Origin of the sequence: Nocardia shimofusensis NBRC 100134 (genome assembly GCF_001613125.1) — a bacterium.
Classification (GTDB): Bacteria; Actinomycetota; Actinomycetes; order Mycobacteriales; family Mycobacteriaceae; genus Nocardia; species Nocardia shimofusensis.
Map to the genome: position 1 here is coordinate 303,603 of NZ_BDBT01000001.1, position 21,703 is coordinate 325,305.

At 68.9% G+C, this 21,703-nt stretch carries 20 protein-coding genes; 10 read left to right on the forward strand and 10 right to left on the reverse strand.

Going from position 1 to position 21,703, the window contains the following annotated elements:
• Nucleotides 1-104: 104 nt before the first annotated feature.
• Entirely contained in the window at nt 105-362 is a 258-nt protein-coding gene (locus NS3_RS01460; RefSeq protein ID WP_067852464.1) for a helix-turn-helix domain-containing protein, read from the forward strand.
• Between the two features lie 14 nt (nt 363-376).
• On the opposite strand, the gene NS3_RS01465 is transcribed toward NS3_RS01460, so the two are convergent.
• The 5 genes from NS3_RS01465 to NS3_RS01485 form a co-directional block, all read right to left on the reverse strand.
• Complete coding sequence (locus NS3_RS01465) at nt 377-562, reverse strand: hypothetical protein (RefSeq protein ID WP_157101105.1); 186 nt, start codon at nt 560-562, stop codon at nt 377-379.
• 513 nt (nt 563-1,075) lie between these two features.
• Nucleotides 1,076-2,290 carry an ATP-binding protein gene (locus NS3_RS01470; protein WP_218018178.1) on the reverse strand — a complete coding sequence of 405 codons (1,215 nt, stop codon included), beginning with the start codon at nt 2,288-2,290 and terminating at the stop codon, nt 1,076-1,078.
• 348 nt (nt 2,291-2,638) lie between these two features.
• Entirely contained in the window at nt 2,639-3,316 is a 678-nt protein-coding gene (locus NS3_RS01475; protein WP_067852471.1) for a hypothetical protein, read from the reverse strand.
• Nucleotides 3,317-3,980: 664 nt separating this feature from the next.
• Nucleotides 3,981-4,541 (reverse strand): hypothetical protein, encoded by a 561-nt coding sequence (locus tag NS3_RS01480; protein WP_067852473.1) that lies wholly within the window; start codon nt 4,539-4,541, stop codon nt 3,981-3,983.
• Between the two features lie 582 nt (nt 4,542-5,123).
• Nucleotides 5,124-7,358, reverse strand: a complete 2,235-nt coding sequence (locus NS3_RS01485; protein WP_084494939.1) for a VanW family protein — start codon at nt 7,356-7,358, stop codon at nt 5,124-5,126.
• 290 nt (nt 7,359-7,648) lie between these two features.
• Between NS3_RS01485 and gnd the strand changes: the two genes are divergently transcribed.
• A complete protein-coding gene (gnd, locus tag NS3_RS01490; protein WP_067852475.1) occupies nt 7,649-8,677 on the forward strand; it encodes a phosphogluconate dehydrogenase (NAD(+)-dependent, decarboxylating) in 1,029 nt (342 codons plus the stop codon).
• A 57-nt stretch (nt 8,678-8,734) separates the two neighbouring features.
• Here the strand turns inward: gnd and NS3_RS01495 are convergent, their stop codons facing one another.
• Nucleotides 8,735-10,039, reverse strand: coding sequence for an acetyl-CoA C-acetyltransferase (locus NS3_RS01495; RefSeq protein WP_245649399.1), 1,305 nt, complete (start codon nt 10,037-10,039; stop codon nt 8,735-8,737).
• A gap of 328 nt (nt 10,040-10,367) precedes the next feature.
• Here NS3_RS01495 and NS3_RS01500 point away from each other — a divergent pair, with 328 nt between their 5' ends.
• Both NS3_RS01500 and NS3_RS01505 read left to right on the forward strand, forming a co-directional pair.
• Nucleotides 10,368-11,723: a 3-oxoacyl-ACP reductase gene (locus tag NS3_RS01500; RefSeq protein WP_067852479.1), complete on the forward strand. Its 1,356-nt coding sequence runs from the start codon at nt 10,368-10,370 to the stop codon at nt 11,721-11,723.
• A gap of 8 nt (nt 11,724-11,731) precedes the next feature.
• Entirely contained in the window at nt 11,732-12,604 is an 873-nt protein-coding gene (locus NS3_RS01505; protein WP_067852481.1) for a MaoC/PaaZ C-terminal domain-containing protein, read from the forward strand.
• Between the two features lie 381 nt (nt 12,605-12,985).
• On the opposite strand, the gene NS3_RS01510 is transcribed toward NS3_RS01505, so the two are convergent.
• Nucleotides 12,986-14,122, reverse strand: coding sequence for a DUF5685 family protein (locus NS3_RS01510; protein WP_067852483.1), 1,137 nt, complete (start codon nt 14,120-14,122; stop codon nt 12,986-12,988).
• 539 nt (nt 14,123-14,661) lie between these two features.
• On the opposite strand from NS3_RS01510, the gene NS3_RS01515 reads away from it, so the two are divergent.
• Nucleotides 14,662-14,883, forward strand: a complete 222-nt coding sequence (locus NS3_RS01515; RefSeq protein WP_067852485.1) for a hypothetical protein — start codon at nt 14,662-14,664, stop codon at nt 14,881-14,883.
• A complete protein-coding gene (locus tag NS3_RS01520; RefSeq protein WP_067852488.1) occupies nt 14,855-15,199 on the forward strand; it encodes a hypothetical protein in 345 nt (114 codons plus the stop codon). The genes NS3_RS01515 and NS3_RS01520 overlap by 29 nt, the downstream gene beginning before the upstream one ends.
• A gap of 82 nt (nt 15,200-15,281) precedes the next feature.
• On the opposite strand, the gene NS3_RS01525 is transcribed toward NS3_RS01520, so the two are convergent.
• Both NS3_RS01525 and NS3_RS01530 read right to left on the reverse strand, forming a co-directional pair.
• Nucleotides 15,282-15,881, reverse strand: a complete 600-nt coding sequence (locus NS3_RS01525) for a TetR/AcrR family transcriptional regulator (RefSeq protein ID WP_067852490.1) — start codon at nt 15,879-15,881, stop codon at nt 15,282-15,284.
• A gap of 82 nt (nt 15,882-15,963) precedes the next feature.
• Nucleotides 15,964-17,133: a glycoside hydrolase family 3 N-terminal domain-containing protein gene (locus tag NS3_RS01530; RefSeq protein WP_067852492.1), complete on the reverse strand. Its 1,170-nt coding sequence runs from the start codon at nt 17,131-17,133 to the stop codon at nt 15,964-15,966.
• Between the two features lie 117 nt (nt 17,134-17,250).
• Between NS3_RS01530 and NS3_RS01535 the strand changes: the two genes are divergently transcribed.
• Nucleotides 17,251-17,727, forward strand: coding sequence for a universal stress protein (locus NS3_RS01535; protein WP_067852494.1), 477 nt, complete (start codon nt 17,251-17,253; stop codon nt 17,725-17,727).
• Nucleotides 17,728-17,743: 16 nt separating this feature from the next.
• On the opposite strand, the gene NS3_RS01540 is transcribed toward NS3_RS01535, so the two are convergent.
• The gene (locus tag NS3_RS01540; RefSeq protein ID WP_067852496.1) at nt 17,744-18,994 is read right to left on the reverse strand and encodes an MFS transporter; all 1,251 of its coding nucleotides are present in this window, start codon (nt 18,992-18,994) and stop codon (nt 17,744-17,746) included.
• 119 nt (nt 18,995-19,113) lie between these two features.
• Here NS3_RS01540 and NS3_RS01545 point away from each other — a divergent pair, with 119 nt between their 5' ends.
• The 3 genes from NS3_RS01545 (at nt 19,114) to NS3_RS28195 (ending at nt 21,701) form a co-directional block, all read left to right on the forward strand.
• Nucleotides 19,114-20,061 carry a LysR family transcriptional regulator gene (locus tag NS3_RS01545; protein ID WP_067852498.1) on the forward strand — a complete coding sequence of 316 codons (948 nt, stop codon included), beginning with the start codon at nt 19,114-19,116 and terminating at the stop codon, nt 20,059-20,061.
• A 286-nt stretch (nt 20,062-20,347) separates the two neighbouring features.
• Nucleotides 20,348-21,439 (forward strand): isochorismate synthase, encoded by a 1,092-nt coding sequence (locus NS3_RS01550; protein ID WP_067852500.1) that lies wholly within the window; start codon nt 20,348-20,350, stop codon nt 21,437-21,439.
• 91 nt (nt 21,440-21,530) lie between these two features.
• Nucleotides 21,531-21,701, forward strand: a complete 171-nt coding sequence (locus NS3_RS28195) for a DUF2613 domain-containing protein (protein WP_084494941.1) — start codon at nt 21,531-21,533, stop codon at nt 21,699-21,701.
• Nucleotides 21,702-21,703 lie beyond the last annotated feature (2 nt).

Here is a 21,703-nt window from a genome sequence, read left to right on the forward strand (position 1 = left end):
TTCCGAACGGATGTCAGCACCTCGCAAGCCATCTGCCGCCACGCCGAAGAGGACACACCGCAATGCGTTTGCCAGGTAGCCGTTCGGACCTCAGAATGGTCCGTATGGGCGCAAAAGAGACTTCGTCGGCGATCAATCGTGCGGTGGGCAACGAGTTGCGGGCGGCACGTGCGCGGCGAGACCTCACCCGCCAGCAACTGGCGGGACTGACGGGCCTGGCCGTCAGCACGATTCAGCGCTTCGAGAACGGCGATCGATCACCGGACATGCAACAACTGCACGCTCTCTGCAGCGCTCTCGGCATCCCTATGCGCGATTTCGTCGCACTTGCGCTTCAAGACGTCGAGCGAAAGGAGAACTGAGTAGTCCGCCCAGATCAGGCGCAGCGCGAACTACTCGCTTCGAGCGTCGGCCGCAGTGCCGCTTCGGCATATTGGACGACGGCCTGGATCGGATCGATATCCATTGCCCAGGAGGTCATTACGACGTCGCACAACGTGGCCGATCCATGCAATACCCGATCCGCCACATCCACACCTATTGCCGCTTCCAGCGCTGCCATAGCACCCACACCTGCTACCAGCTCCGTCACGGAGTCGATCCGGTCCACGACCACACTTCCCCTTTTGTCTCATTGCTCACTTCGAGCGCGACTCCGTGGACCAACCGAACTCTCGTCCCAGAATCAGGCTAGTTATATCCCATCGGCGTTGCATAGTCTCTTCAATGTGTCTCGGCCACAGGTGTTTTGGCGGGTATCCAGCAAGGATGCCGACGGATCGGACAAGTAACTGAGAATTCGCGAACACTGCTCATATCGGAACCGACGCCCGGCGAGAACAGAGCATTGTCGGACTTGCTCGATCACGCCACGATATCGGCGGACACCGGGGAATCCGATGGAGGCCGACCACCGCACGCAGTCGATGCGAGGGATCGTCCACATGTCGTCCATGCTGTGCCGAACCGGTTGCATACCAGCGGGAATGGGCTGCCGGCCGTCCGGGAAGAAGCCGAACAGAGCATCGGACAATCCCCTGCCTGCGATACAGCCGCGCCGAACCGACGTGCCGGATCAGTCGGGTCGGGGAACCTCCCACAGCGCGCTGACCGGAACCGCGAGCATCTTCGGACCGAACGGCAGCGTTTGCGGTCCGGTATGCAAAACGATGCCGACCAGGAAGTCATCACCCAGGCGATCGGCCAGGTGATGCAGGTGACGGAAGTCCTCGGCCCGCACAGTCGACGCGGCCTTCACCTCTATACCCACCACCTCACCGCGACGGCTCTCGAGCACCGCGTCGACTTCGACCTGGTCCTTGGTGCGGTAATGATGCATTGCGACATCGGTTTCCGACCAACCGATCTGACGGGCCAACTCCATCAGGACGAATCCCTCCAACAGCGGTCCGAGATGCCCGCCGGGACGCTGCAGACTGCGGGCGTCGGCGCCGATGATGCTCGCCGCCATACCGGCATCGACGAACGCCATTTTCGGTGTCATGGTCGCGCGGCTGCTCAGGTTCCTGGACCACGCCGGAATCCTTTTGATCAGGTATACCTCTTCGAGCAACGACAGATACCGCTTGACGGTGTTCGCACCCAAACCGAGTTCGTTGCCCAGCGCGGACGGCACCAGCAGTTGCCCGGAACGGGCCGCGAGCAGACGCACCAAGGCGCGCATCTCGGCGGTGCGCTCGATTTCGGAAAGCTGCCGCACATCGCGGGCGATCAGGTCGCCTATATAGGAGTCGAAGAATGCGCGACGACGTTTGTCCGTGGTCCGGGCGACCGCCTCGGGGAAGCCGCCGCGCACGATCCGCTCGGCATAATCAGCCCGGCGCACCTCGCTGTCGTGGCGCAGGCCGGGCCCCTGCGCGAACACGGCATCGAGGAAACCATCAGGTGAGCCGTCGATCTCCCCTTGGGAAAAGGGCCACAGCTCGACCGTCTCCATCCGGCCGACCAAGGTGTCCGGAAGCGCCCGTAGACCGAGTACCCGGGCTGATCCGGTGAGCAGGTACTGGCCTGGGCGAGCGTCGGCGTCGACTCGCGCCTTGATCGACAACAGCAACTCCGGTGCGCGTTGGATCTCGTCGATCACCATCAACTCGTCGGACTCCACGAATCCGTCAGGATCGCTGAGCGCGGCCTGCCGCATCAGGGCCGCATCCAGATCGCGCCACTCGGTGTCGCGGCCGGTAGCGACCAAGCGGACCAGCGTGCTCTTGCCGCTCTGCCGGGCACCGTTGATCAACACCACGCGGGTATCAGCGAGGGCATCGGCCACCGCCTTTTCCGCGTGCCGTGGCAAAGCCGGTCCGAGCCGAGTATGCACGGGCAATACCTCACTCGTTCAGCGGAAGGTCTGGGCAAGTCACCGACAAGCGGTCTCCCACCGCAAGATAGCAGATCAGTGGCCACGACCAGCGATTTGGTCGCTCTCCTTGTGGCAACATGGTCGCGTGTCGCGTGGCAATTTGGTCGCACGTGTCGTGGCGGTTTGGTCGCATGTGTCGTGGCGGTTTGGTCGCTACTCGCCGCAGCAGTCGGGCGCGGCTGATTCCGGCCGGATCAATCGGTCGAGGCGCCAGAAGGATCACCATCTTCCAGAGCTGCCTGTCCGCGCCTTCCGGCTTCAAGCGAGTAGTTCACGCATCCAGGCGGGAATCTCGTCGGCGACGCGGGGGTAGTCGGCGAGTTCCTGACGGACATCCTCAGCGGTCGGGTTCGGGGTCCATTCCGGGAGGGTGTCCCAGGAGAAACTGGCCTCGTAGCGGCTGGGGGCGGCGATGTGGATCCGGCCGCTCAGCCAGGTTCCGGCGATGGGGTCGTGGGCGAACTGCTTGTACTCGAACAGCAGCTCGCGCAGGGCGTCGGAGGCTTGCAGATTATCCACGGAGTCGTCGGTTCGGCGCACCTGGATGCCGCCGCCCGCTTCGTGGCCGATCACGGCCACCCACAGGATCGCGAACTTCCAGTCCGAGCCCAGAATTGCGACGACCTCGTCGACACACGCCCGCTCGTACAGTTCGGCAGTGATCTCGGGGGCGCTCGACAACTCCCATCGCGCGGTGATCCCCGCGGCGGCGAAGTCCGAGTTGACCGCTGTCAACATCTCGGCAACGGCAGCGACCGGTTCGGTGGCACTGAACAGCACGATCTCGATGCCCTCGGCCGCCGAGGCACCCGCTCGCTCCGCCATCCGGCGCACCTCTCCCGAGTGCACGGCGCCCAGGTAGGCATCCAGCTTCTGCCGGAAATCCTCGGTGAGTTCGAGGTCGGCGCCTTCGCCGTAATCGCGGTCCTCGGTCATTGCCAGGAGTAGGCGGCCATCAGGACCGACTGCGAGCTGGTCGATACGTTCGTGTTCACGCACTGTCATCTGTCGGGCCCCGTCCTGTGCCGTCTCGGGTCTTCCCGGATGGGACCCGAACCGGGGGACTCTACATCACAACCGAGCATGTGTCGGCGTCCGTGAACACAAGATCATTTGCGGGCCAAGTTGTTTCGAGGATCCGAGAGATGTTCACGGATGGGCGATCCACGGCCCGCTCTCGCTTCGCCCACATCGACTTACCGCGCCAGGCGACACGGCCGCACATCCCCTTGTCCGCAGAGGACATGAACGCGACCGCCGAGCAACCGGTGCGCTGACGTCGCCGACACAAGACAGCCCCGGACGGTGCGCAAACACCTTCCGGGGCCTGAGTGAGAAGCTGGTACCAGCAGATCCGCACCGTAGGCTAGAGCCGAATAATCCCCGGCCCGCGTTCACACCAACCGAATGCGGAACGTAGCCGGCCGATCGAGTGGCAGGCGATATGTGAACCCGCGCCTTTCGCGGTACGAGGTGCGCCCTGCCCTCCGCTCCACTTCGCGACCTCCCGAGGTGGAGAAAAACAAAGCCCGCATTTCGCGGAAAAGGAAACGAGCGGCCCGAAAGATCCGGACCGCTCGCCGAAATCGCGCGAAGTCGATTACTGAGCGGAGGCGTCGGCCGAGCCGGAGAGCAGCAGCGGGAGGATGACGCCGGTCAGGCTGTCGGCCGAACCGGAGTTCGGGGAGGGCTCACCCGGGGCGACGATGTCGGCAGGGTCGGACGGCACCGGGGTCCCGCCGCCGCCACCGATCAGGCCCGCCAGGAGGTCGGCCAGGCTGTCAGCCGAACCCGTGCTCGGGGCGGCCGGGTCGGCCGGGTCCTCTTCTGCGACGTCGGCCGGGTCGGCAGGCGGCGTGGTGGTGCCGCCGCCGAACAGACCGCCGAGGAGATCGGCCAGGCTGTCAGCCGAACCCGTGCTCGGGGCGGCCGGGTCGGCCGGGTCCTCTTCTGCGACGTCGGCCGGGTCGGCAGGCGGCGTGGTGGTGCCGCCGCCGAACAGACCGCCGAGGAGGTCGGCCAGGCTGTCGGCCGAACCGGTGCTGGGGGCAGTGGGGGTGGTCGGGTCGGCCGGGGTCTCTTCGGCGGCGGCGATACCGGAGCCGGCCATCAACACGCCCGCGGAAGCGGCCAACGCGAAACCGATCTTACGAAGCTTCATGTGAAATCCCCTTGAAATTCTTCTCGATCACCGCGGTGATGATCATCGACCAAAGTTTTATCACGGCCTTTTCACAGCAAATAGGGCCTCTACCTGGGACGGCAAACAACTCGGTAACCGCTCGTTTGCCGTTTCGGGCGAACCGCTCGCATCACGATTTTTCTTGCCGGGAGCATTTCTGGGTGCGCTCGAATATCGGGAGAAACCCCGGACTCCCCTGGTAACAACGGCCCTTCGGCGCGATGCCGGGGCGGTGGGCGGCGGATCACCGCCGAAATCTCGGGCAGACGTCCAACTTTCGCCGCCCGGCCGTCGTTCATCGAGAGACCGCATACGCCCCCATAGAACTGGTGGCATTCAGCCAATTCTGAGCAATTCTGTGATCTATTTCACCAATCAGACCCGTAACGTTTGAAACAGCGTTGTCCGGGCAACTCCGATGTACCGCTTATTCGGCCCCGCACCCTGCCCTACCTGCATCAATGCGTCACACCAGTCGGTTGTGTGGTGACGGCAGCGTGTGCACCGTTGAAATGCGGCGGGTCGGCGTATTCGCGAATCCGGTGGGCGAGGAAGCGGTAGCTACTCGTCGCTGTCGTCGGAGCCGCCCGCGGATTCGGAGGTCTCCGTAGCCTTCTCGGGCTCGTCCTTCGGCTCGCACTTCACCACCGGAATGGGGTCGTATTTCACCGTGCGCGTGGTCCGGGAGATCTCGGCGCCGGTCGCGCGGTCGGTGATGACCCTGGTGTCGCTGATCGTGAAGCCGGGCGCGCCTTGGGTGGCGATGCAGTCGTCGCCCTCGGGCAGGGTGATGGTCTCCGGCTCGGTGGGCTTGGTGCGCTCGCCGGTGATCGACTCCACGTTCACCGTCTTGGTGCCCCACAGCCGCACGGTGACCTGCGAGCTGGTGGTGAAAGCCTCGATGTAGACACCGGTTTCGGTGTTGTTGCGGAAGGCCAGGTCGATGGCGCCGTCGAAGACGGTGGCCTCGCGGGCGGCGGGGTAGCGCGAGATGTAGTAGCTGTGCTCGGTGTGGCCCGCGTCCTCGAGGCCGGCGAAGTAGGCGGCGTTGTAGAGGGTGGTGGCGAACTGGCTGATGCCACCGCCGACCGCGGTGCTCGGCCTGCCGTGGTCGATGATGCCGGACTCGACGTAGCCCTCGGCAATGCCGCGGGGGCCGGTGAATTCGTTGAGGGAGAACGTATCTCCCGGCTTGACGACCGCGCCGTTCACCTTGGCGGCGACCACGGCGATATTGACGCCGGAGGGGCCGGTGAAGCCGCCGGTGCTGAATTCGCCCATCGGCTCGATGATTCCGAGCTTCTCCGCGGCCTCGGTGGTCAGCTTCGGATCGACCTTGGCGTAGACGGCGGGCGCGCTGCGCTGGGTGGCGACGAGCAGCGCGGGCAGTTGTTCGAGGGTCTTGGGCCAGTCGACCTTGTCACCGATGACGGCGGGCACCACGGTGGGCTTGCCGCCGGAGATCTCGAAGGTGGCGTCCTTCGGCTCGATCTCCGATTCCTTCAACTGCGGTTCGAGCGCGGCGATCGCGGCGTTCTGGTCGTAGTTCACCGCGAGGCCGCCCTGGCCGTCGGAGGTGAACGAGAGCACGGTGGCGATCTGGGCGGGGGTGAGCACGGCGTCGCGGCCCTTGCCCTTGAAGACGATGTCGCCGCTGACGGCGGGCTGGGCGATCTCGCGCAGGGCGCGGTCGACGGCCTCGGTGGTGACGGCGACGGGCGCGGGCACCATGGGCAGGATCAGCGACTCACCGTCCATCCAGTGCTCGATCAGCACGGTGCGGGCTTCGGGGCGGTCCATGACGCGGCCGGTGGCGGGCGGGACGGCGACGGGTCTGCCGTTGTCGAAGCGGATGGCGCCTTCGACGGTGGGCCGGTCGTGGGTCTGCAGGGCGTCGAGTTGCCGGTCGAGCGCGGCGCCGTCGACGGTGCTGGCGACGCGAACCTCGCGAGTGCCGAAGAGGGAGACGAGGCGGGTGAGCGGGTTGAGGGGCTGGCCGCCGATCCGATCCCAGGTGCCGTCCCAGTCGACGCCGAGACCGGCGGCGGCGGGCACCATGCTGTCGCGCGCATCGCCGAGGTGCAGGCCGACTTCCTGGGCGTCACGGCCCTCGAGGGCGCTGCGCAGTCTCGCGTCGGCGGCATCGACGTCCATGCCGCCGATGTCGATACCTGCGACGATGACGCCGCGGGGGACTTCACCGGCGGACATCGCCGTGTCGGTCAGGTAGGCCAGGCCCGCGACGGCGAACACCGCGCCGGCGATGATGCCCGCCCGCTTGCCCTCGGGGGTTTTCCACCACGGCCCGGTTCCGGGTCTCTTACCGCCGGGTCTGTTGCCGTTCGGACCCCGGCCGGCCGCACCCCACCTGCCCCCAGCCGCGTCGCGTGGGCCTTCACGCCGACCGAGCGGGCCACCGGGCGCCGCAGGCGAGCCCTGGGCCTGGGCCTGGGCCTGGGCCTGGGCCTGGGCCTGGGCCTGGGCCTGGGCCTGGGCCTGGGCCTGGGCCTGGGCCTGGGCCTGGGCCTGGGAGTCAGGGTGCGAGGCGGAGGTGGACAGCGGCACGGTCGGCGTCGAGTCGCCCGGCCACTCGGCGCCGGGAGCGACGGCCGGGCGCGGGTAGGCGGTGGTGGGCGGGTCGGCCTCGGGCCGCTGCGACTCGGGCGGCTGCTGCGCGCGGAACTGGGCGGTGGGCGCGTCGGCGATCCGATTCGATTCGAGGAGCCGACGTAGACCGACCTCACCGCCGGGCTTGCCGCTCCGGCCGTTGCGTCCGGCGCTCGACTCGCTGGTCACGAACCGTCCTCCCAGTGAAGCTCACATCCTCCGGCCCGCACTGTGCGAACCTCGGGCCACGATACCGACCCCGCGCCGCATCGTCAGCGCGACGGAAACCCGGGCAAACACGGCGCGAACGGCCGGCGCCCCGTACGAGAAAGGCTCCGCGCGGTTGCCGGGTCGGGGGTCTGGCAACTGCGCGGAGCCGATCTGTTTATCGAGGCACCCCCTCAGGTGTTACACACTGCGCGCAGAATCGAGTGGATCCGTCGAAGCAGCTACCGGCCACACCCGAGGAGAGGGTTGGAATGCAACTGGGAATGATCGGCCTGGGGCGGATGGGCGGCAATATCGTCCGCCGGATCGTGCGCGCCGGGCACACCGCCGTCGGCTACGAACGCAAGGCGTCCGCCCTCGAAGACCTGCGCGCCGAACTCGGGGAATCGTTTCAGGGCAGCACCGATCTGCGTGAGTTCGTCGCCGCCCTGGCGACGCCGCGGGTGGTGTGGGTGATGATTCCGGCGGGCGCGACCGGAGCGGTGATCGACGAACTCGCGGGCCTGCTCGACCCCGGTGACATCGTGATCGATGGCGGCAACAGTCGCTACCACGACGACATCGCACGCGCCGGGCAGCTCGCACCGAGGGGCATTCACTATGTCGACGTCGGCACGTCGGGCGGGGTGTTCGGACTCGAACGCGGCTTCTGTCTGATGATCGGCGGGGAATCCGAACCGGTGGCATATCTGGAACCACTGTGGAAGTCGATCGCCCCCGGCGTCGAGGCCGCGCCGCGCACGCCCGGCCGCACCGGCGAACCCTCGCCCGCCGAACACGGCTACCTGCATTGCGGACCCGCCGGTGCTGGTCATTTCGTGAAAATGGTGCACAACGGCATCGAATACGGAGCGATGGCCGCCTACGCCGAAGGGTTGAACATTCTGCACAAGGCCGATTACGGCCTGAGGCAATCGGGGGAATTCTCGGCGGAGGAAACGCCCCTGGCGCACCCCGAGCTCTACCGCTACCGCATCGATGTGCCGGAAGTCACAGAAGTGTGGCGGCGTGGATCGGTGGTCGCGTCCTGGCTGCTCGACCTGACGGCGGGCGCTCTGCACGCCGATCCGAACCTGGACTCCTTCGGCGGCCGGGTCTCCGATTCCGGAGAAGGCCGCTGGACGCTGGACGCCGCGATCGACGTCGGCGTGCCCGCGCCGGTGCTGGCCGCGGCGCTGTTCGGGCGGTTCTCCTCGCGCGGCCAGGCGCTGTACGCGGACAAAGTGCTCTCGGCGATGCGGCTGGCCTTCGGGGGCCACGGCGAGTTGCCGGAGACGTGAGCCGCCGCCCCGGACCTGCCGAGCCCCCAGCGCTCGGCAGGTCCGTAGACCCGTCGGTCAGCGCTCGATGATGGCGACCACGCCCTGACCGCCTGCCGCGCAGACCGAGACCAGCGCGCGACCGCCGCCGTTCTCGGCGAGTTGCTTGGCGGCCGAGGCGATGATGCGCCCGCCGGTCGCGGCGAAGGGATGGCCCGCGGCCAGCGAGGAACCGTTGACATTGAGCTTGCTGCGGTCGATCGAGCCGAGCGCGCCGTCCAGGCCCAGGCGCTCCTTGCAGTACTGGTCGGACTCCCAGGCCTGCAGGGTGGCCAGCACGACGGAGGCGAACGCCTCGTGGATCTCGTAGTAGTCGAAGTCCTGCAGCGTCAGGCCGTTGCGGGCGAGCAGGCGCGGGACCGCGTAGGTGGGGGCCATCAGCAGACCGTCGGGGCCGTGCACGTAGTCGACGGCGGCGACCTCGGAGTCGACCAGGTGGGCCAGCACCGGCAGGCTGCGCTTCTCGGCCCACTCGTCGCTGGAGAGCAGCACCGCGGACGCGCCGTCGGTGAGCGGGGTGGAGTTGCCCGCGGTCATGGTCGCGTCACCGGCCTTGACGCCGAAGACCGGCCGCAAGGTGGCCAGCTTCTCGATCGAGGAGTCCGGGCGCAGGTTGTCGTCGCGGGTCAGGCCGAGGAACGGGGTGACCAGGTCGTCGAAGAAGCCGCGGTCGTAGGCGGCGGCCATGTTCTTGTGCGAGAGGTAGGCCAGCTCGTCCTGCGCCTCGCGGCTGATGCCGAATTCCTTGGTGGTGACGGCGGCGTGCTCGCCCATCGACAGGCCGGTGCGCGGCTCGGCGTTGCGCGGGATCTCGATGCCGATCATGCCCGGGCGCAGCTGGCCGACCAGCTTGGCGCGCTCCTTGCCGGTGCGGGCGCGGTTGATCTTCAGCATCCACTCACGCATCGGCTCGCTGACGCCGATCGGGGCGTCGGAGGTGGTGTCGGTGCCGCCGCCGATGCCCGCGTCGATGCGCCCCAGCGCGATCGCGTCGGCCACGGTGACCACCGACTGCATGCCGGTGCCGCAGGCCAGCTGCAGGTCGTGGGCGGGGGTGTAGGGCGAGAGGCGGCTGCCGAGCACGCTCTCGCGGATCAGGCTGTGCTCGCCGACGCGCTTGAGCACCGCGCCGCCGACGACCATGCCCAGCCGCTCGCCCTGCAGGTTGAAGCGGCTCACCAGACCGTCCAGGGCGGCGGTGAACATGTCCTGATTGGACGCCTTCGCGTACGCCTTGTCGGAACGAGCGAACGGGATGCGGTTGCCGCCCACGATGGCGACCGGACGCGCGGTCTTCGGGCTGCTGGCGCTGGCTGTGGTCACTCGGCTCTCCAAGTCTCGTCGGTATGGATGTCTCAGGTGCGGTACCACGCGGCCGAAGTGGGTACGCGGTGCCTGACACGGGCTGCCCCGGCGGCCGCGCGAACCGCGTCCACGCTGCTGGAGCACCGCGTCACTGCGGTTTACATTAAACTTACTCTGGAGTAAGTTAATTGTCGACACCGCACCCCGCGAAAGTGGTCGCCGCCGCCGGGAGCGCCTCCCCTGGAGGCGATTCCGACCGGCCCGACCGGAACGCACCGTGCGAGCGGGGCGCCACCACACGGCTACACCTCACACCGGCCAAAACGAGAGAGAAAAGGTAGGAACTGTGGCAGCCAAGAGCAAGGGTGCACCCAACCTCTACGGATCGTTCGTCCACTCCGCCCCCGGTCAGTTCCTGGCGAGCAAGCTGGGCCTGCCCCAGCCGGAACCGCTGCGCCGCTACGTCCCCGGCGAACCCGCCCTGCCCGGTCCGGTGCTGCTCGGCGGCAAAGGCCGGGTCGTCGAACCGCTGCGCGAGCTGCTGACCGACTACGAAATCGCCGACGCGCCCGCCCAGGGCGTCAAGTACGGCGCGCTCGTCTTCGACGCGACCGGCATCGGTTCCATCGAGGATCTCGCCCAGCTCTACGAGTTCTTCCAGCCCGCCATGCGCAGCGTCGCCGCCTCGGGCCGTCTCGTGGTCATCGGCACCACGCCGGAACTGGCCGCGAGCGTCGAGGAGCAGATCGCCCAGCGCGCGCTCGAGGGCTTCACCCGCTCGGTCGGCAAGGAGCTGCTGCGCGGCGCCACCGCCCAGCTGGTCTACCTGCACCCCGAGGCCTCGACCGGCGCCACCGGCCTGGAATCGACGCTGCGCTTCCTGCTCTCGGCCAAGTCCGCCTTCGTCTCCGGTCAGGTCATCCGGGTCGGCAAGGACGACGCCACCGCGCCCGCCGATTGGGCGAAGCCGCTGGCGGGCAAGGTCGCCGTGGTCACCGGCGCCGCGCGCGGCATCGGCGCGACCATCGCCGAGGTCTTCGCCCGCGACGGCGCGACCGTGATCGTCGCCGACATCCCGGCCGCCGGTGACGCGCTGTCGGAGACCGCCAACAAGGTCGGCGGCACCGCGCTCGCCCTCGACGTCACCGCGCCCGACGCCGCCGACAAGCTGGCCGCGTTCGTCACCGAGCGCTTCGGCGGGCTCGACATCATCGTGCACAACGCAGGCATCACCCGCGACAAGCTGCTGGCCAATATGGACGACGCCCGCTGGAACGCGGTCATCGGCGTGAATCTCGCTGCCCCGCACCGCATCACCGAAGCGCTGGTGGCCAAGGGCGTGCTGAAGGAGGGCGGCCGGGTGATCGACGTGTCCTCCATCGCCGGCATCGCGGGCAACCGCGGCCAGACCAACTACGGCGCCTCCAAGGCCGGTGTCATCGGCATGGTGCAGGCCGAGGCGCCCAAGCTGGCCGAGAAGGGCATCACCATCAACGCGGTGGCCCCCGGCTTCATCGAGACCGCCATGACCGCCGCCATCCCGGTCGGCACCCGCGAGGCGGGCCGGCTGATGAGCTCGCTGCTGCAGGGCGGTCAGACCGTGGACGTCGCCGAGGCCATCGCCTACTTCGCGAGCCCCGGATCCAACGCCGTCAACGGCAATGTGGTGCGCGTGTGCGGCCAGGCCATGCTCGGAGCGTGAGGTAACACATGGGATCGGACACGACACAGGTGATCTCGCTGCGCGAGACGCCGAAGAACTCCGCGCTGTTCGTGCAGGCCGCCCTGGGCGCGGTGCCGGTGGGCACCGCGCGCAAACAGACCATCCCCGACCGGGTGGTGGAGTTGCGGGGCCTGCGGGTCGACCCCGACCACCTGGCCGACTACTGCCGCGCGACCGGCCTGCGCTACAGCGACACCCTGCCGCTGACCTACCCGTTCATCCTCAGCTTCCCGCTCGCGATGAAACTCGTGGTGGCGCGGGACTTCCCGTTCGTGGCGGTCGGCGCGGTGCACGCGCAGAACCTGATCGAGCGGACCCGCGAGATCTCGGTGAGCGAACCGCTGGACCTGCGCACCCACATCGAGAACCTGCGCGAGCATCCGCGCGGGCTGATGGTCGACGCGATCACCGAGGTCAGCGTGGGCCGGGAACTGGTGTGGCGGCAGGTGACCACCTTCCTGCACCAGCAGAAGACCTCGCTGTCGGGCGAGCCCAAGCCCGAGCCCAAGCCGGAGGAGGTTCCTCCGCCGCCGCTGCGCACGCTGAAGGTCGATCAGCAGACGATCACCCGCTACGCGAACGCCTCCGGTGACCACAACCCGATCCACACCTCGGCGTTGGGCGCCAAGGCTTTCGGGTTCCCGAAGGCCATCGCGCACGGCATGTGGTCGGCGGCCACCATCCTGGGCACGGTCGAGGGCCGCATTCCGGAGAAGGTGTCGTACTCGGTGAAGTTCGGCAAGCCGGTGCTGCTGCCCGCGACGGTGAATGTGTACGCCGATCGGGTGGACGGCGGGTGGGATCTGGCGATGCGGCACCCGAAGAAGGGGTACCCGCATCTGACAGCCACATTGCGCTGAGCTGTTCACCCCGCGTCGCGGGCGGCACGCTGCGTCGCGGGCCGGGTCCCCGGCGACTCGGACCCGGCAGGCCGTCTCGGTTCGGATTCTTCACGTGAAACCGCCCTCGAATCCCTGTGATGCGAGGGCGGTTTCACATTGCCGGGGTGCCCGCGTTCGCGTCGAGGTCGTCTCGGAGCGAGGGTCGTCGCGTCGGCAGCGGCGCGGCCGGTAGCTGTTCGCCCCGGGCCCGCACCACGCGCCGATCCAGCGGATGGCCAATGTGTCGCTGACCGCCGATCCCGAGCGCGACACCAGCACCGAAGAGCTGATCTCGCGGTAGCGGCGCAATGGCCGGTATCCGTCGTGACGGGCGGCGAGTGCGACCGATGGTGGTCGCGATCAGCAGTCGCAGCAGTTGCAGCCGTCGCAACTACAGCAATTGCCGCAGTCCGGACAACCCGAGCAGCAGTTACCGCAGTCGCAGCATCTCTTCCACCAGGCATCCTCACGCTTTCCGGTACACGGGTTGGTGTGCTCGGCGAAGCAGGCGTAGCCGGTGCAGTACACGCCGAGGGTCAGCGCGATCCCCTCGCCGAGGCCGGGGCGGCGGGCAGGCGGACGCTTGCGGGTGCTGATCGGAGGACCGGCCTGCCTGCGGGAAGCAGTGCAGGCGTGGGTGATCGCGCCGGGGACGCCACGCCCGATCCGGTGCACCAGGGTGTGCAGCGGGTCGAGCAGCATCCAGCGCACGGTGGGGATCTCGGCCAGTTCGGCGGCGACCAGCGATCGGCGCAGCTGTGCTTCGGACTCGTGGATCAGGTCGTATGCCTCGGTGAGCGGAGTCCGTGCGGCGTCCAGCGCGTTGAAGCGTCCCGCCGCACGATCGTCTTCGAGGTCTTCGACTGCGTCCGCGAGGTGAGCGATGCGACCGAAATTTCCTCCGGCGGCACGGAGTTCGTCCACGTTCTCCGGACGTCCGGCGAGGATCGCGGTGTGCGCGAAGAATTCGGCGGCACACAGCTCGGTGGCGGCGGTGAGTTCGGCGAGATCGGTGCTCGTGCGTTCCCGCTCGGTCTGCGCGCCGATCTCGGCGACCAGCGGTTCCACATCGAGGCCGATCAGCGCCGCCTGAGTCCGGGCGCTCGCGGCCCAGGACGTCGACACCCGCGCCATCGGTCCGCGGGTCAGCACGGCGGCATCGCCGTCGTCGACGTGATCGCGCAAGGCCGCCGAGCCGAGCAGCAGGGAGGCGGTGGTGGCCAGCCGGACACCGGGAGCAGCGGCCGGGGCGACCTCGGCACGGCGCATGGCGCGCAGCGCGCACCGGCCTGCGGTGACCCGCTCGGCGGCTTCCACGGACTGCGCCTCGGTGAGCACGCTGAGCACGATCGCGTCGGTATTGGTCGCCGTCCTGGCCAGCTGACCATGCCCGTCACGCAATCCCAGGCACAGTCCGCACATGTGCGCCTGCCACTGCGAACTGTCGATCCCGTACTTCGCCGCCCCGTGCGAACACGGCCTGAGCATTCCGAACATCGCGGCCCCCCGAATTCCTCCCGGGCGCCGATCCGCCCGTCCTATCGATAGCGCCACATATTGACACCGAGGTCCGAACGGCGCAACGGAAGCACCCCGGCCCGGATCTCCACCGCACCGACCTGGTGCGTCAGCCACGTGGGCCGGCCCGACGACGCGTACGATCGCCCACCCGACATATCGTTTGACGCGCATCGGGAATGGGGAAAGATGCCAGAGATCGAGGCAGGCAACGGATCGAGTGTGGCCCGCGCCCTTCCGCCCCGGCGCGTCGCTGTGCACCTGGGTTACGTCTCATCTCGGCGGCACTGACGGGAGTGTCGGATTGCCGGTAGATCGCATCGCCAGACTGCCCCAGTAGGTCGTCGCCCCCTGTGCGGCGGATCTACTCGGGCCTGCGCGCAGCGCACGTCGACGGGCGAAGGGTGCCGCGCCCGACCGACGCACGCGGTCGGTGCAGTATCCGGGGAACCGGATCGGGCCGATCGACGTCCAATCCCTGTGACCGAGTATCTCGGCCACCACAAGGGGGACCCATCATGGGAGTACGTGTCCTGGCGATCGTGGCGACCGCGGGAATTCCGGCCGCCGCACCGATCGCGATCGCGGCCGCACCGGCGAGCGCCACACCTGCCACGATCGACTGCAAGTACACCGGCCCGATCGTCGGGCACCCAGGAATGCAGTACGTCTGCTACGTCCACAACGAAGACGGATCGAGGGAGATCTTCTATGCACCCGGCCCCTCAGCCCGGCCCTGAACCGGTCACCCACGTCATCCAGCGGCCCGAATTCGTCGACCAGGCCGACGGCACCGTCCGCGCCTACTACCCCGGCGAGGACTGGTGGGTGGTCGGGCCGGACCGCGACGCCGCGATCACCGCCCTGGTCACCGAATCCCAACGTCGCCTGGAAGATCCCGCCTATGTCGCCGAACACTGGGAACTGACCCGACGCCACCTCGACGGCCGCGAGACCACACCCGGGTTCGAGGTCCGTCGGATCAGCGCCGAGGACTACCAACACCGGATCGACGAACTCGGCGACCAGCTACGCAACGCCGGCGAACAAGACTGACACCACCAGCCACGAAGCCGTAGCGCGCTGGGGAGGCGCTGACCGGGGTAGGCATAGATTGTGGGCCGGACGACCGTGGCGATTATTCGGGCTTCTTGCGACCAGCCAGACCACGCCAGGCGAGGTCGTCGAGCAGGTCGACGGCCTCGTGGACCTCGATGCGCCCGCCCGCGACCCGGTCGGCGATCGCCTCGCCCGCGCCGATGACGGCGGCGGCGACGATGTCGAAGTTGGTGCCGGGCTCGGGGTGCTTGGCGCTGGATTCCAGCAGCTTGGCCGTGAGTTCGATGACCCGTTCGCGGGCGTTGTCGATCTCGGAGGCGAAGGTTTCCTGGCCGAGTGCCTGGCGGTAGAGCACCTGCCAGGAGCGGCGGTTCTGGTCGACGAAGCCGAGGAAGGCTTCCAGCGCGGTGCGCAACTGCTCGTGGGGGGTGAGCAGCGGGTTGCCCGCGGGCGCGACCGACTCGATCAGCCGGGCGCCCTCGCGCTGGATGCAGGCGCGGAACAATTCGTCCTTGGAGCCGTAGTAGAGGTACAACATGGGCTTGGAGATCTTGGCCTCGGCCGCGATGGCGTCCATCGAGGTCTCGTGGAAGCCTTTGCGCGCGAACACTTCCACGGCGGCGTCGAGCATCTGCTGCTCACGCACCGCCCGGGGAAGCCGTTTCGTTCCGCCCGCCATCCACTCTCCTACCGCATACCGGAGCTCTGATATTACTTCAAGGTAAGTTCGGCGACGGCCGATCCGTCCCCAGCGGGTCGCCTCAGCAGGTCAGCAGGCCCTTGTAGGCCGCCATCCGCAGCACCGAGGCGTCCACCTGGTCAGCGGGTAGCCGACCGCTCGCCACGGCCTGCTCCAGTTGGTCGAGCACCGAGGACAGGGCGTCGGTGGTGATCCACAGGGCGTTGTCGGCGCCGGCGACCAGAGCCGCTTCGACGGCCTGCTCGATGCCCATCCTGGCGGTGATCGCGGCCATGCCACCGAGGTCGTCGGTGAAGATCGGGCCGTCGAAGGGAGCCGCGCCGTAGCCGGTGCCCTCGCGCAGCAGCGACATCACCTGGGGGCTGATGCTGGCGGGCACGTCGGGGGTGGTCAGGCCGGGCACGTCGAGGTGGCCGACCATCACGGCCGCGCCGGAACCGACGAGATCGCGATAGGGCGCCAGGTCGACGGCCTGCAACTGATCCAGCGGCGGGGTGCGCACCGCGCCGGTGTGCGAGTCGCCGGAGCCGGAGCCGTGGCCGGGGAAGTGCTTCATGACGGTGCCGACGCCGACCTCGCGCATCGCGCGGATGTAGGCATCGGCGTACCGGGTGACCACGTTCGGGTCGTCGGAGAAGGAGCGGTCGCCGATGACGGTGTCGTCGGGCTGGGAGCTGACGTCGACGTCGGGGGCGAAGTTGACGGTCACGCCGAGGTCTCTCAGCGCCCGGCCGCGCACCAGCGTCGCCTCGTAGAACTGTTCGGGGGTCATGGTCGCGGCGGTCTCGCGGGCCGAGGGGGCCGCGCCGATGAGGTCGCGGGCGCGGGAGACGCGGCCGCCCTCTTCGTCGATGGTCACCATCACCGGCACCGCGGAGGCGGCCTGCACCTGACCGAGCAGGCCTTCGGCCAGCAACGAGGGGTCGGTCCAGCTGCCGACGAAGATGCCGCCGACGCCTTCGCCGCCGACCGCGTTCGTCGCGTCGGCCAGACCGGTCACGCCGACGGTGAGCAGCTGCGCCAGCTTGCGCCGAGGAGTCAGCCCGGAGAGGAATTGCGCGCCGCAGTCGGCCGCCACCGGGGTGCTCGACGCGGTGGTCGACTGCTCGGACACCGTTGTCGTCGCGGACGGCTGGGTCGGCGACGGGGAGGTGGCCGTGGTCGTGCCGCCCGAACAGGCGGTCGCGACGGCCGCGCACAGGGCGAGCAGGACCAGGGGCGTCTTCCGCATGGGGGTCCACGGTAGTGCGCGCGCGGATCGGGCTCGCGGGCGGGCGCGCGTCGGGACGGTCCGGCGGGACTGCCCGGGGGTAGCCTGGCAGCAGGACTCCAGGCAGGAGGTCTACCGGTGGCTTGCGATCTGATGCTCATCGCCTACGACGGTTCCGAGAATGCCAAGCGCGCAATCGAATACGCGGGTCGGTTCCTGTCCACCGAACGCGCCGTGGTGCTCACCGCGTGGGAGCCGATGGTGCTCCAAGCCGCCCGGCTGTCCGGGCTCTCGGGGGTGGTGCCGCCGGACTGGGTGCCCGACGAGGAACTCGAGGACGTCGCCTACGTCGATGCCCGCACCGTCAACACCGAGGGGGTCCGCCTGGCGAAATTGGCGGGCTTCGCAGCCGAGGGGCGCACCGTCGAATGCACTACGAGCGTGTGGCACGCGATCGTGGAAACCGCTGACGAGCTCGACGTCGACATCATCGTCGCGGGCACCCGAGGGGTGACCGGCCTGCGGGCACTGCTGCACAGCAGCGTCGCCGACGCGGTGCTGCGGCACTGTCACCGGCCGGTCCTGCTGGTCCCGCCTGCCAAGAAGGAGCACTGACCGCGCGTAGTCGGGATCAGGACGCCGTCGCCGGGACCGGCGTGCGCGGCTCGATCGCCTCCGGAGTACGCCGACCCCGTTCGATCAGCAGCAGCGGTGTCGCCAGCAGCAGCAGACCGGCGAGGCCGATGGCGATGCGGGGGCCGACGAGCGCGCCGAGCACACCCCACAGCGCGGTCAGCGCCGCGATCCCGGCCTTGCTCGTGATGTTCCAGGAGACCAGTACCCGGCTGATCCGGTCGTCGGGAACCCGCTGGAGGCGTTCGGTGGCGAACAGCGGAACGAACACTCCCATGCAGGTGATCAACACCAGTTGCACGGCGATCACCATGATCACGCCCGCTGTCCCCGGCACCACCAGGACGAGCGCGATCGGCGGGACGGCGCGCAGCACTCCGGCCACGAGGAGGACCCTGCGGTGGCCGAAGCGAACCCGCAGACGGCGCGCGAGCCGAGCGCCGACGAATCCGCCGACGCACGGCAGGCCGAAGGCGATTCCGTATTGCCATGCCGCCCAGCCGAGTTCGCCGAGCAACAGGACGGCCAGCAGCGGCTCGGTGGCCATGATGAGCGCGTTGACCACGACCGTGTTCCGCAACAGCGGACGCAGGTGCGGGTCGGCGTGGATGAAGCGCCAGCCCTGGACCAGATCCGCCGCTCGCCATCGCGTTCCCCTGGTGACCGGTGCGACCTCGCGTTCCCGGATCGCGCCGATGCCCAGGGCCGAGAGCAGGAAGCCCGCGGCATTCGCGAGCACGGTCACGACCGGTCCGAGCAGGCTGATAACCGCACCGCCCACGGTGGGGCCGACCGCGGTGGCGGTCCAGGTGGTGGTCTCGAACCGGCTGTTGGCGGTCAGCAGGTCCGCGGGGCGGACGATTTGCTTCAGGTAGGCGCCGCTCGCCGAGGCGAACGCGATGTTCGCCGCCGCCGAGAGCACCGCGACGAGCAGCAGCTGGGCGTAGCTCAGCAGGTCGAGGATATGGGCGAGCGGGATCGTCAGCAGTGCCAGGCAGCGCAGGACGTCCGCGCCGATCATGATCGGTTTCTTGCGTCGTGTCTCCACCCACGGCCCGACCGGCAATGCCAGCAGCGCACCCGCCGCGAGGCCGACAGCCGACAGCGCCGAGACCTCGGCCGGCCCCGCCTCCAGCACCGCGATGGCGATCAGCGGGAAGGCTCCGAAGCCCAGCGCAGTGCCCACCGTGGACGCCGCGTAGGCCGACCACAACCATCCGAACGACCGTCCGAGCCGCTGCCCCGCCATCTCTGTCCTCCTCGCCGCCGATCGACGGCCAGGAGTGCACCATCAGACGGAAGGCCGGATCCAACAACGACCGCCTCGGCGAGCCACAACAGCGCGTTGTGCGTTCGTAGGATCCGGCGGTGGACTTCGAAGCCGTGCGCACCTTCGTCGCCGTCGCCGAGAGCGGGCAGTTCCAGGAAGCGGCCGCGGACCTGCGCGTCACCCAGCAGGCGGTGTCCAAGCGGATCGCGAAACTGGAACGCTCCCTGGGCGTTTTCCTGTTCGCCCGAACCGCCCGCGGAGCCGGGCTCACCGCCGACGGGCAGGCGTTCCTACCGCATGCCCGCGCCGTGCTGCGTGCGGTGGAGCGGGCGGCGGCCGCGGTGCGACCCGGCGGGCGGCCGCTGCGGGTCGACGTGCTCAACCGCCGTTTCGCCTGTGCGCTCGCGCTCCGCGATTTCTTCACCACGCACCCGCACGCGGATCTGGAGGTGGTGTCGCTGCCGGAAGCGAACGCGGCACGCGCGGTGGAGGCGCTGGCGGCCGGAGACATCGACGCGACCTTCCGTGCCGTGTCGGCCGGTGATCTCCTCGACGGCATCACCGCCACTCCGGTGCTCGACGACCCTGTGCAGTTGCTCACCGGACCAGGGCATCCACTCGCGAACGAGCGATCGCTGCGGCCGGAACAGCTTCGTGGACATCGGATCTGGATTCCCGGCATCCGGCGCGACACCGAATGGTCGGCATACTACGACGACCTGACCGAGGCCTTCGATCTGCGCATCGATGCGGCGGGTCCGAATTTCGGCAGCGATGCCCTGATGGACGCCGTGGCGACCGACCCGTCGCTGGCCACTTTGGTCGGCGCGGGCGACCACCACATCTGGCCCGCCACACACGACCTGCGCCGGATACCGCTGGTCGACCCGACCCCTGTCTACCCCCATTCACTGCTGTTCCGGACCGACGATCGGCATCCGTCGCTGGCGGCGCTGCGCGGGTATCTGGCGCGCACGCGCGCGGAGGTGCCTGGCCGGGTCTGGATGCCGAACTGGGCGCGCGGGCCCCGCACCGCGCAGGCGTGAGGGCCGCGACCTGCGCAGGAGGGTCGCGCACCGAAGTCGTCGCCCACGAGCTGGACGCCGACGAGGGCATGTCACCTTCGCCACCATCGCCGCCGGCCTCGAGCAGCCCATCGCCCGACTCGACATCACTCGTAAGGCGCCGGTCGGCAGGCGGCGATGCGAACTGAGCGGCGAGAACCGGACGGCGGCGGAAGGCCGACACACTGCGTGGACGGTGGCGAACCCGCGGTGGGGTCGATCACGGCCCGCACCGGCCCGCGCGCACCGCAGCTATCGTCGAGGAATCATGACCGACTTCTTGCTCGCCCAGCCCGAGGGTGTGCTGCGCGCCCACGGGGTGCGCGCGGCTTTCGACTCGGTGACCGCGGCGCGAACGGCGCTGCGCGGGGACGGCACGCAGATCGTGGTGGGCGCGTTGCCCTTCGACCCACGGCAGCCCGCCGCGCTCGTGGCGCCCGAACGGTGGACGCGCACGCGGGGCCGCTGGCAGCCGCCGGCGGTCGAGCTGCCCCCGGTGCGGGTGGTCAGCGAGCTGCCCGGCGCGGACGAGCACCTCGCGCGGGTGAAGAAACTGGTGGAGCAACTGGAGGATCCGACGACGGAGCTGCGCAAGGTGGTCGCGGCGCGGTCGGTCCTGGCCGAAGCCGATGCCGCACTCGAGCCCGAGTCGGTGGCCGCGCGACTGGCGGCCCGGCATCCGGCGGCGAACGTGTTCGCGGTGGATCTGAGCCCGTCGGGGCGCGTCGGCGCCGCCCTCATCGGCGCCACGCCGGAACTGCTGGTGGCCAAACAGGGCAGGACCGTCACCCTGCGTCCGCTGGCGGGCAGTATGCCGCGCTCGGCCGACCGGGCGGCGGACGCGGCGCAGGCGGAGAATCTGCTGGCCAGCGCCAAGAACCGGGAAGAGCACTCCTACGTCATCGAGTGGATCCGCGGCATTCTGAGCCCGCTGTGCTCGGAGCTCGACATCCCCGCAGCGCCGCGGCTGGTCGGGACGCACGATGTCTGGCACCTCGCCACGCCGATCACCGCGACCCTGCGCGATCCCGCCCCGTCCGCGCTCGACCTGGCGGTGCTGCTGCACCCCACACCGGCCGTGTGCGGGACGCCGACCGCGGCCGCGCTGGAGGTCATCACCAGAGACGAAGGCGATCGCGGGTTCTACGGCGGCGCGGTCGGCTGGTGCGACACCCACGGCGACGGCACGTGGCTGGTCGCGATCCGCTGCGCCGAGTTGTCCGCCGACCGCCGTTCGCTGCGGGCCTACGCGGGCGGCGGCATCGTCGCGGCCTCGCAGCCGCAGGAGGAACTCGACGAGACGACCGCGAAACTGCGCACCTTTCTGGGCGGCCTGGACTGCCCGGCGCCGACGCATTGACCATCTCTGTACGCACCTTCCGCACGTTCCGGGCCGTTCATGCGGTAGGTTGACCCGAAATGTGCCTGTCACGACGTATTGGAGTGCCGCGATGAAGTTTGCTGTTCCCGGGATTGCGAGTGCTGTCGCCGGCGCCGTGATCGGCGTTATCGCGGTCTTCGGAATCACCGCGGCGGTCTCGCAGAACACCCGCCCGGAGATCGACCGCAGCGGCGACGCCGACTCCTCGCTGCTGAACAGCGTTGAGTACGGCAGCCGCTGAGC

Bases quoted from the DNA above. Each gene is read 5' to 3' on its own strand.
- NS3_RS01540 (WP_067852496.1), bottom strand. From the start codon at position 18,994: ATGGCGGGGCAGCGGCTCGGACGGTCGTTCGGATGGTTGTGGTCGGCC.
- NS3_RS01505 (WP_067852481.1), top strand. From the start codon at position 11,732: ATGGGATCGGACACGACACAGGTGATCTCGCTGCGCGAGACGCCGAAG.
- NS3_RS01510 (WP_067852483.1), bottom strand. From the start codon at position 14,122: ATGTTCGGAATGCTCAGGCCGTGTTCGCACGGGGCGGCGAAGTACGGG.
- NS3_RS01465 (WP_157101105.1), bottom strand. From the start codon at position 562: ATGGCAGCGCTGGAAGCGGCAATAGGTGTGGATGTGGCGGATCGGGTA.
- NS3_RS01480 (WP_067852473.1), bottom strand. From the start codon at position 4,541: ATGAAGCTTCGTAAGATCGGTTTCGCGTTGGCCGCTTCCGCGGGCGTG.
- NS3_RS01475 (WP_067852471.1), bottom strand. From the start codon at position 3,316: ATGACCGAGGACCGCGATTACGGCGAAGGCGCCGACCTCGAACTCACC.
- NS3_RS01460 (WP_067852464.1), top strand. From the start codon at position 105: ATGGGCGCAAAAGAGACTTCGTCGGCGATCAATCGTGCGGTGGGCAAC.
- NS3_RS01530 (WP_067852492.1), bottom strand. From the start codon at position 17,133: ATGCGGAAGACGCCCCTGGTCCTGCTCGCCCTGTGCGCGGCCGTCGCG.
- NS3_RS01515 (WP_067852485.1), top strand. From the start codon at position 14,662: ATGGGAGTACGTGTCCTGGCGATCGTGGCGACCGCGGGAATTCCGGCC.
- NS3_RS01525 (WP_067852490.1), bottom strand. From the start codon at position 15,881: ATGGCGGGCGGAACGAAACGGCTTCCCCGGGCGGTGCGTGAGCAGCAG.
- NS3_RS01520 (WP_067852488.1), top strand. From the start codon at position 14,855: ATGCACCCGGCCCCTCAGCCCGGCCCTGAACCGGTCACCCACGTCATC.
- NS3_RS28195 (WP_084494941.1), top strand. From the start codon at position 21,531: ATGAAGTTTGCTGTTCCCGGGATTGCGAGTGCTGTCGCCGGCGCCGTG.
- NS3_RS01550 (WP_067852500.1), top strand. From the start codon at position 20,348: ATGACCGACTTCTTGCTCGCCCAGCCCGAGGGTGTGCTGCGCGCCCAC.
- gnd (WP_067852475.1), top strand. From the start codon at position 7,649: ATGCAACTGGGAATGATCGGCCTGGGGCGGATGGGCGGCAATATCGTC.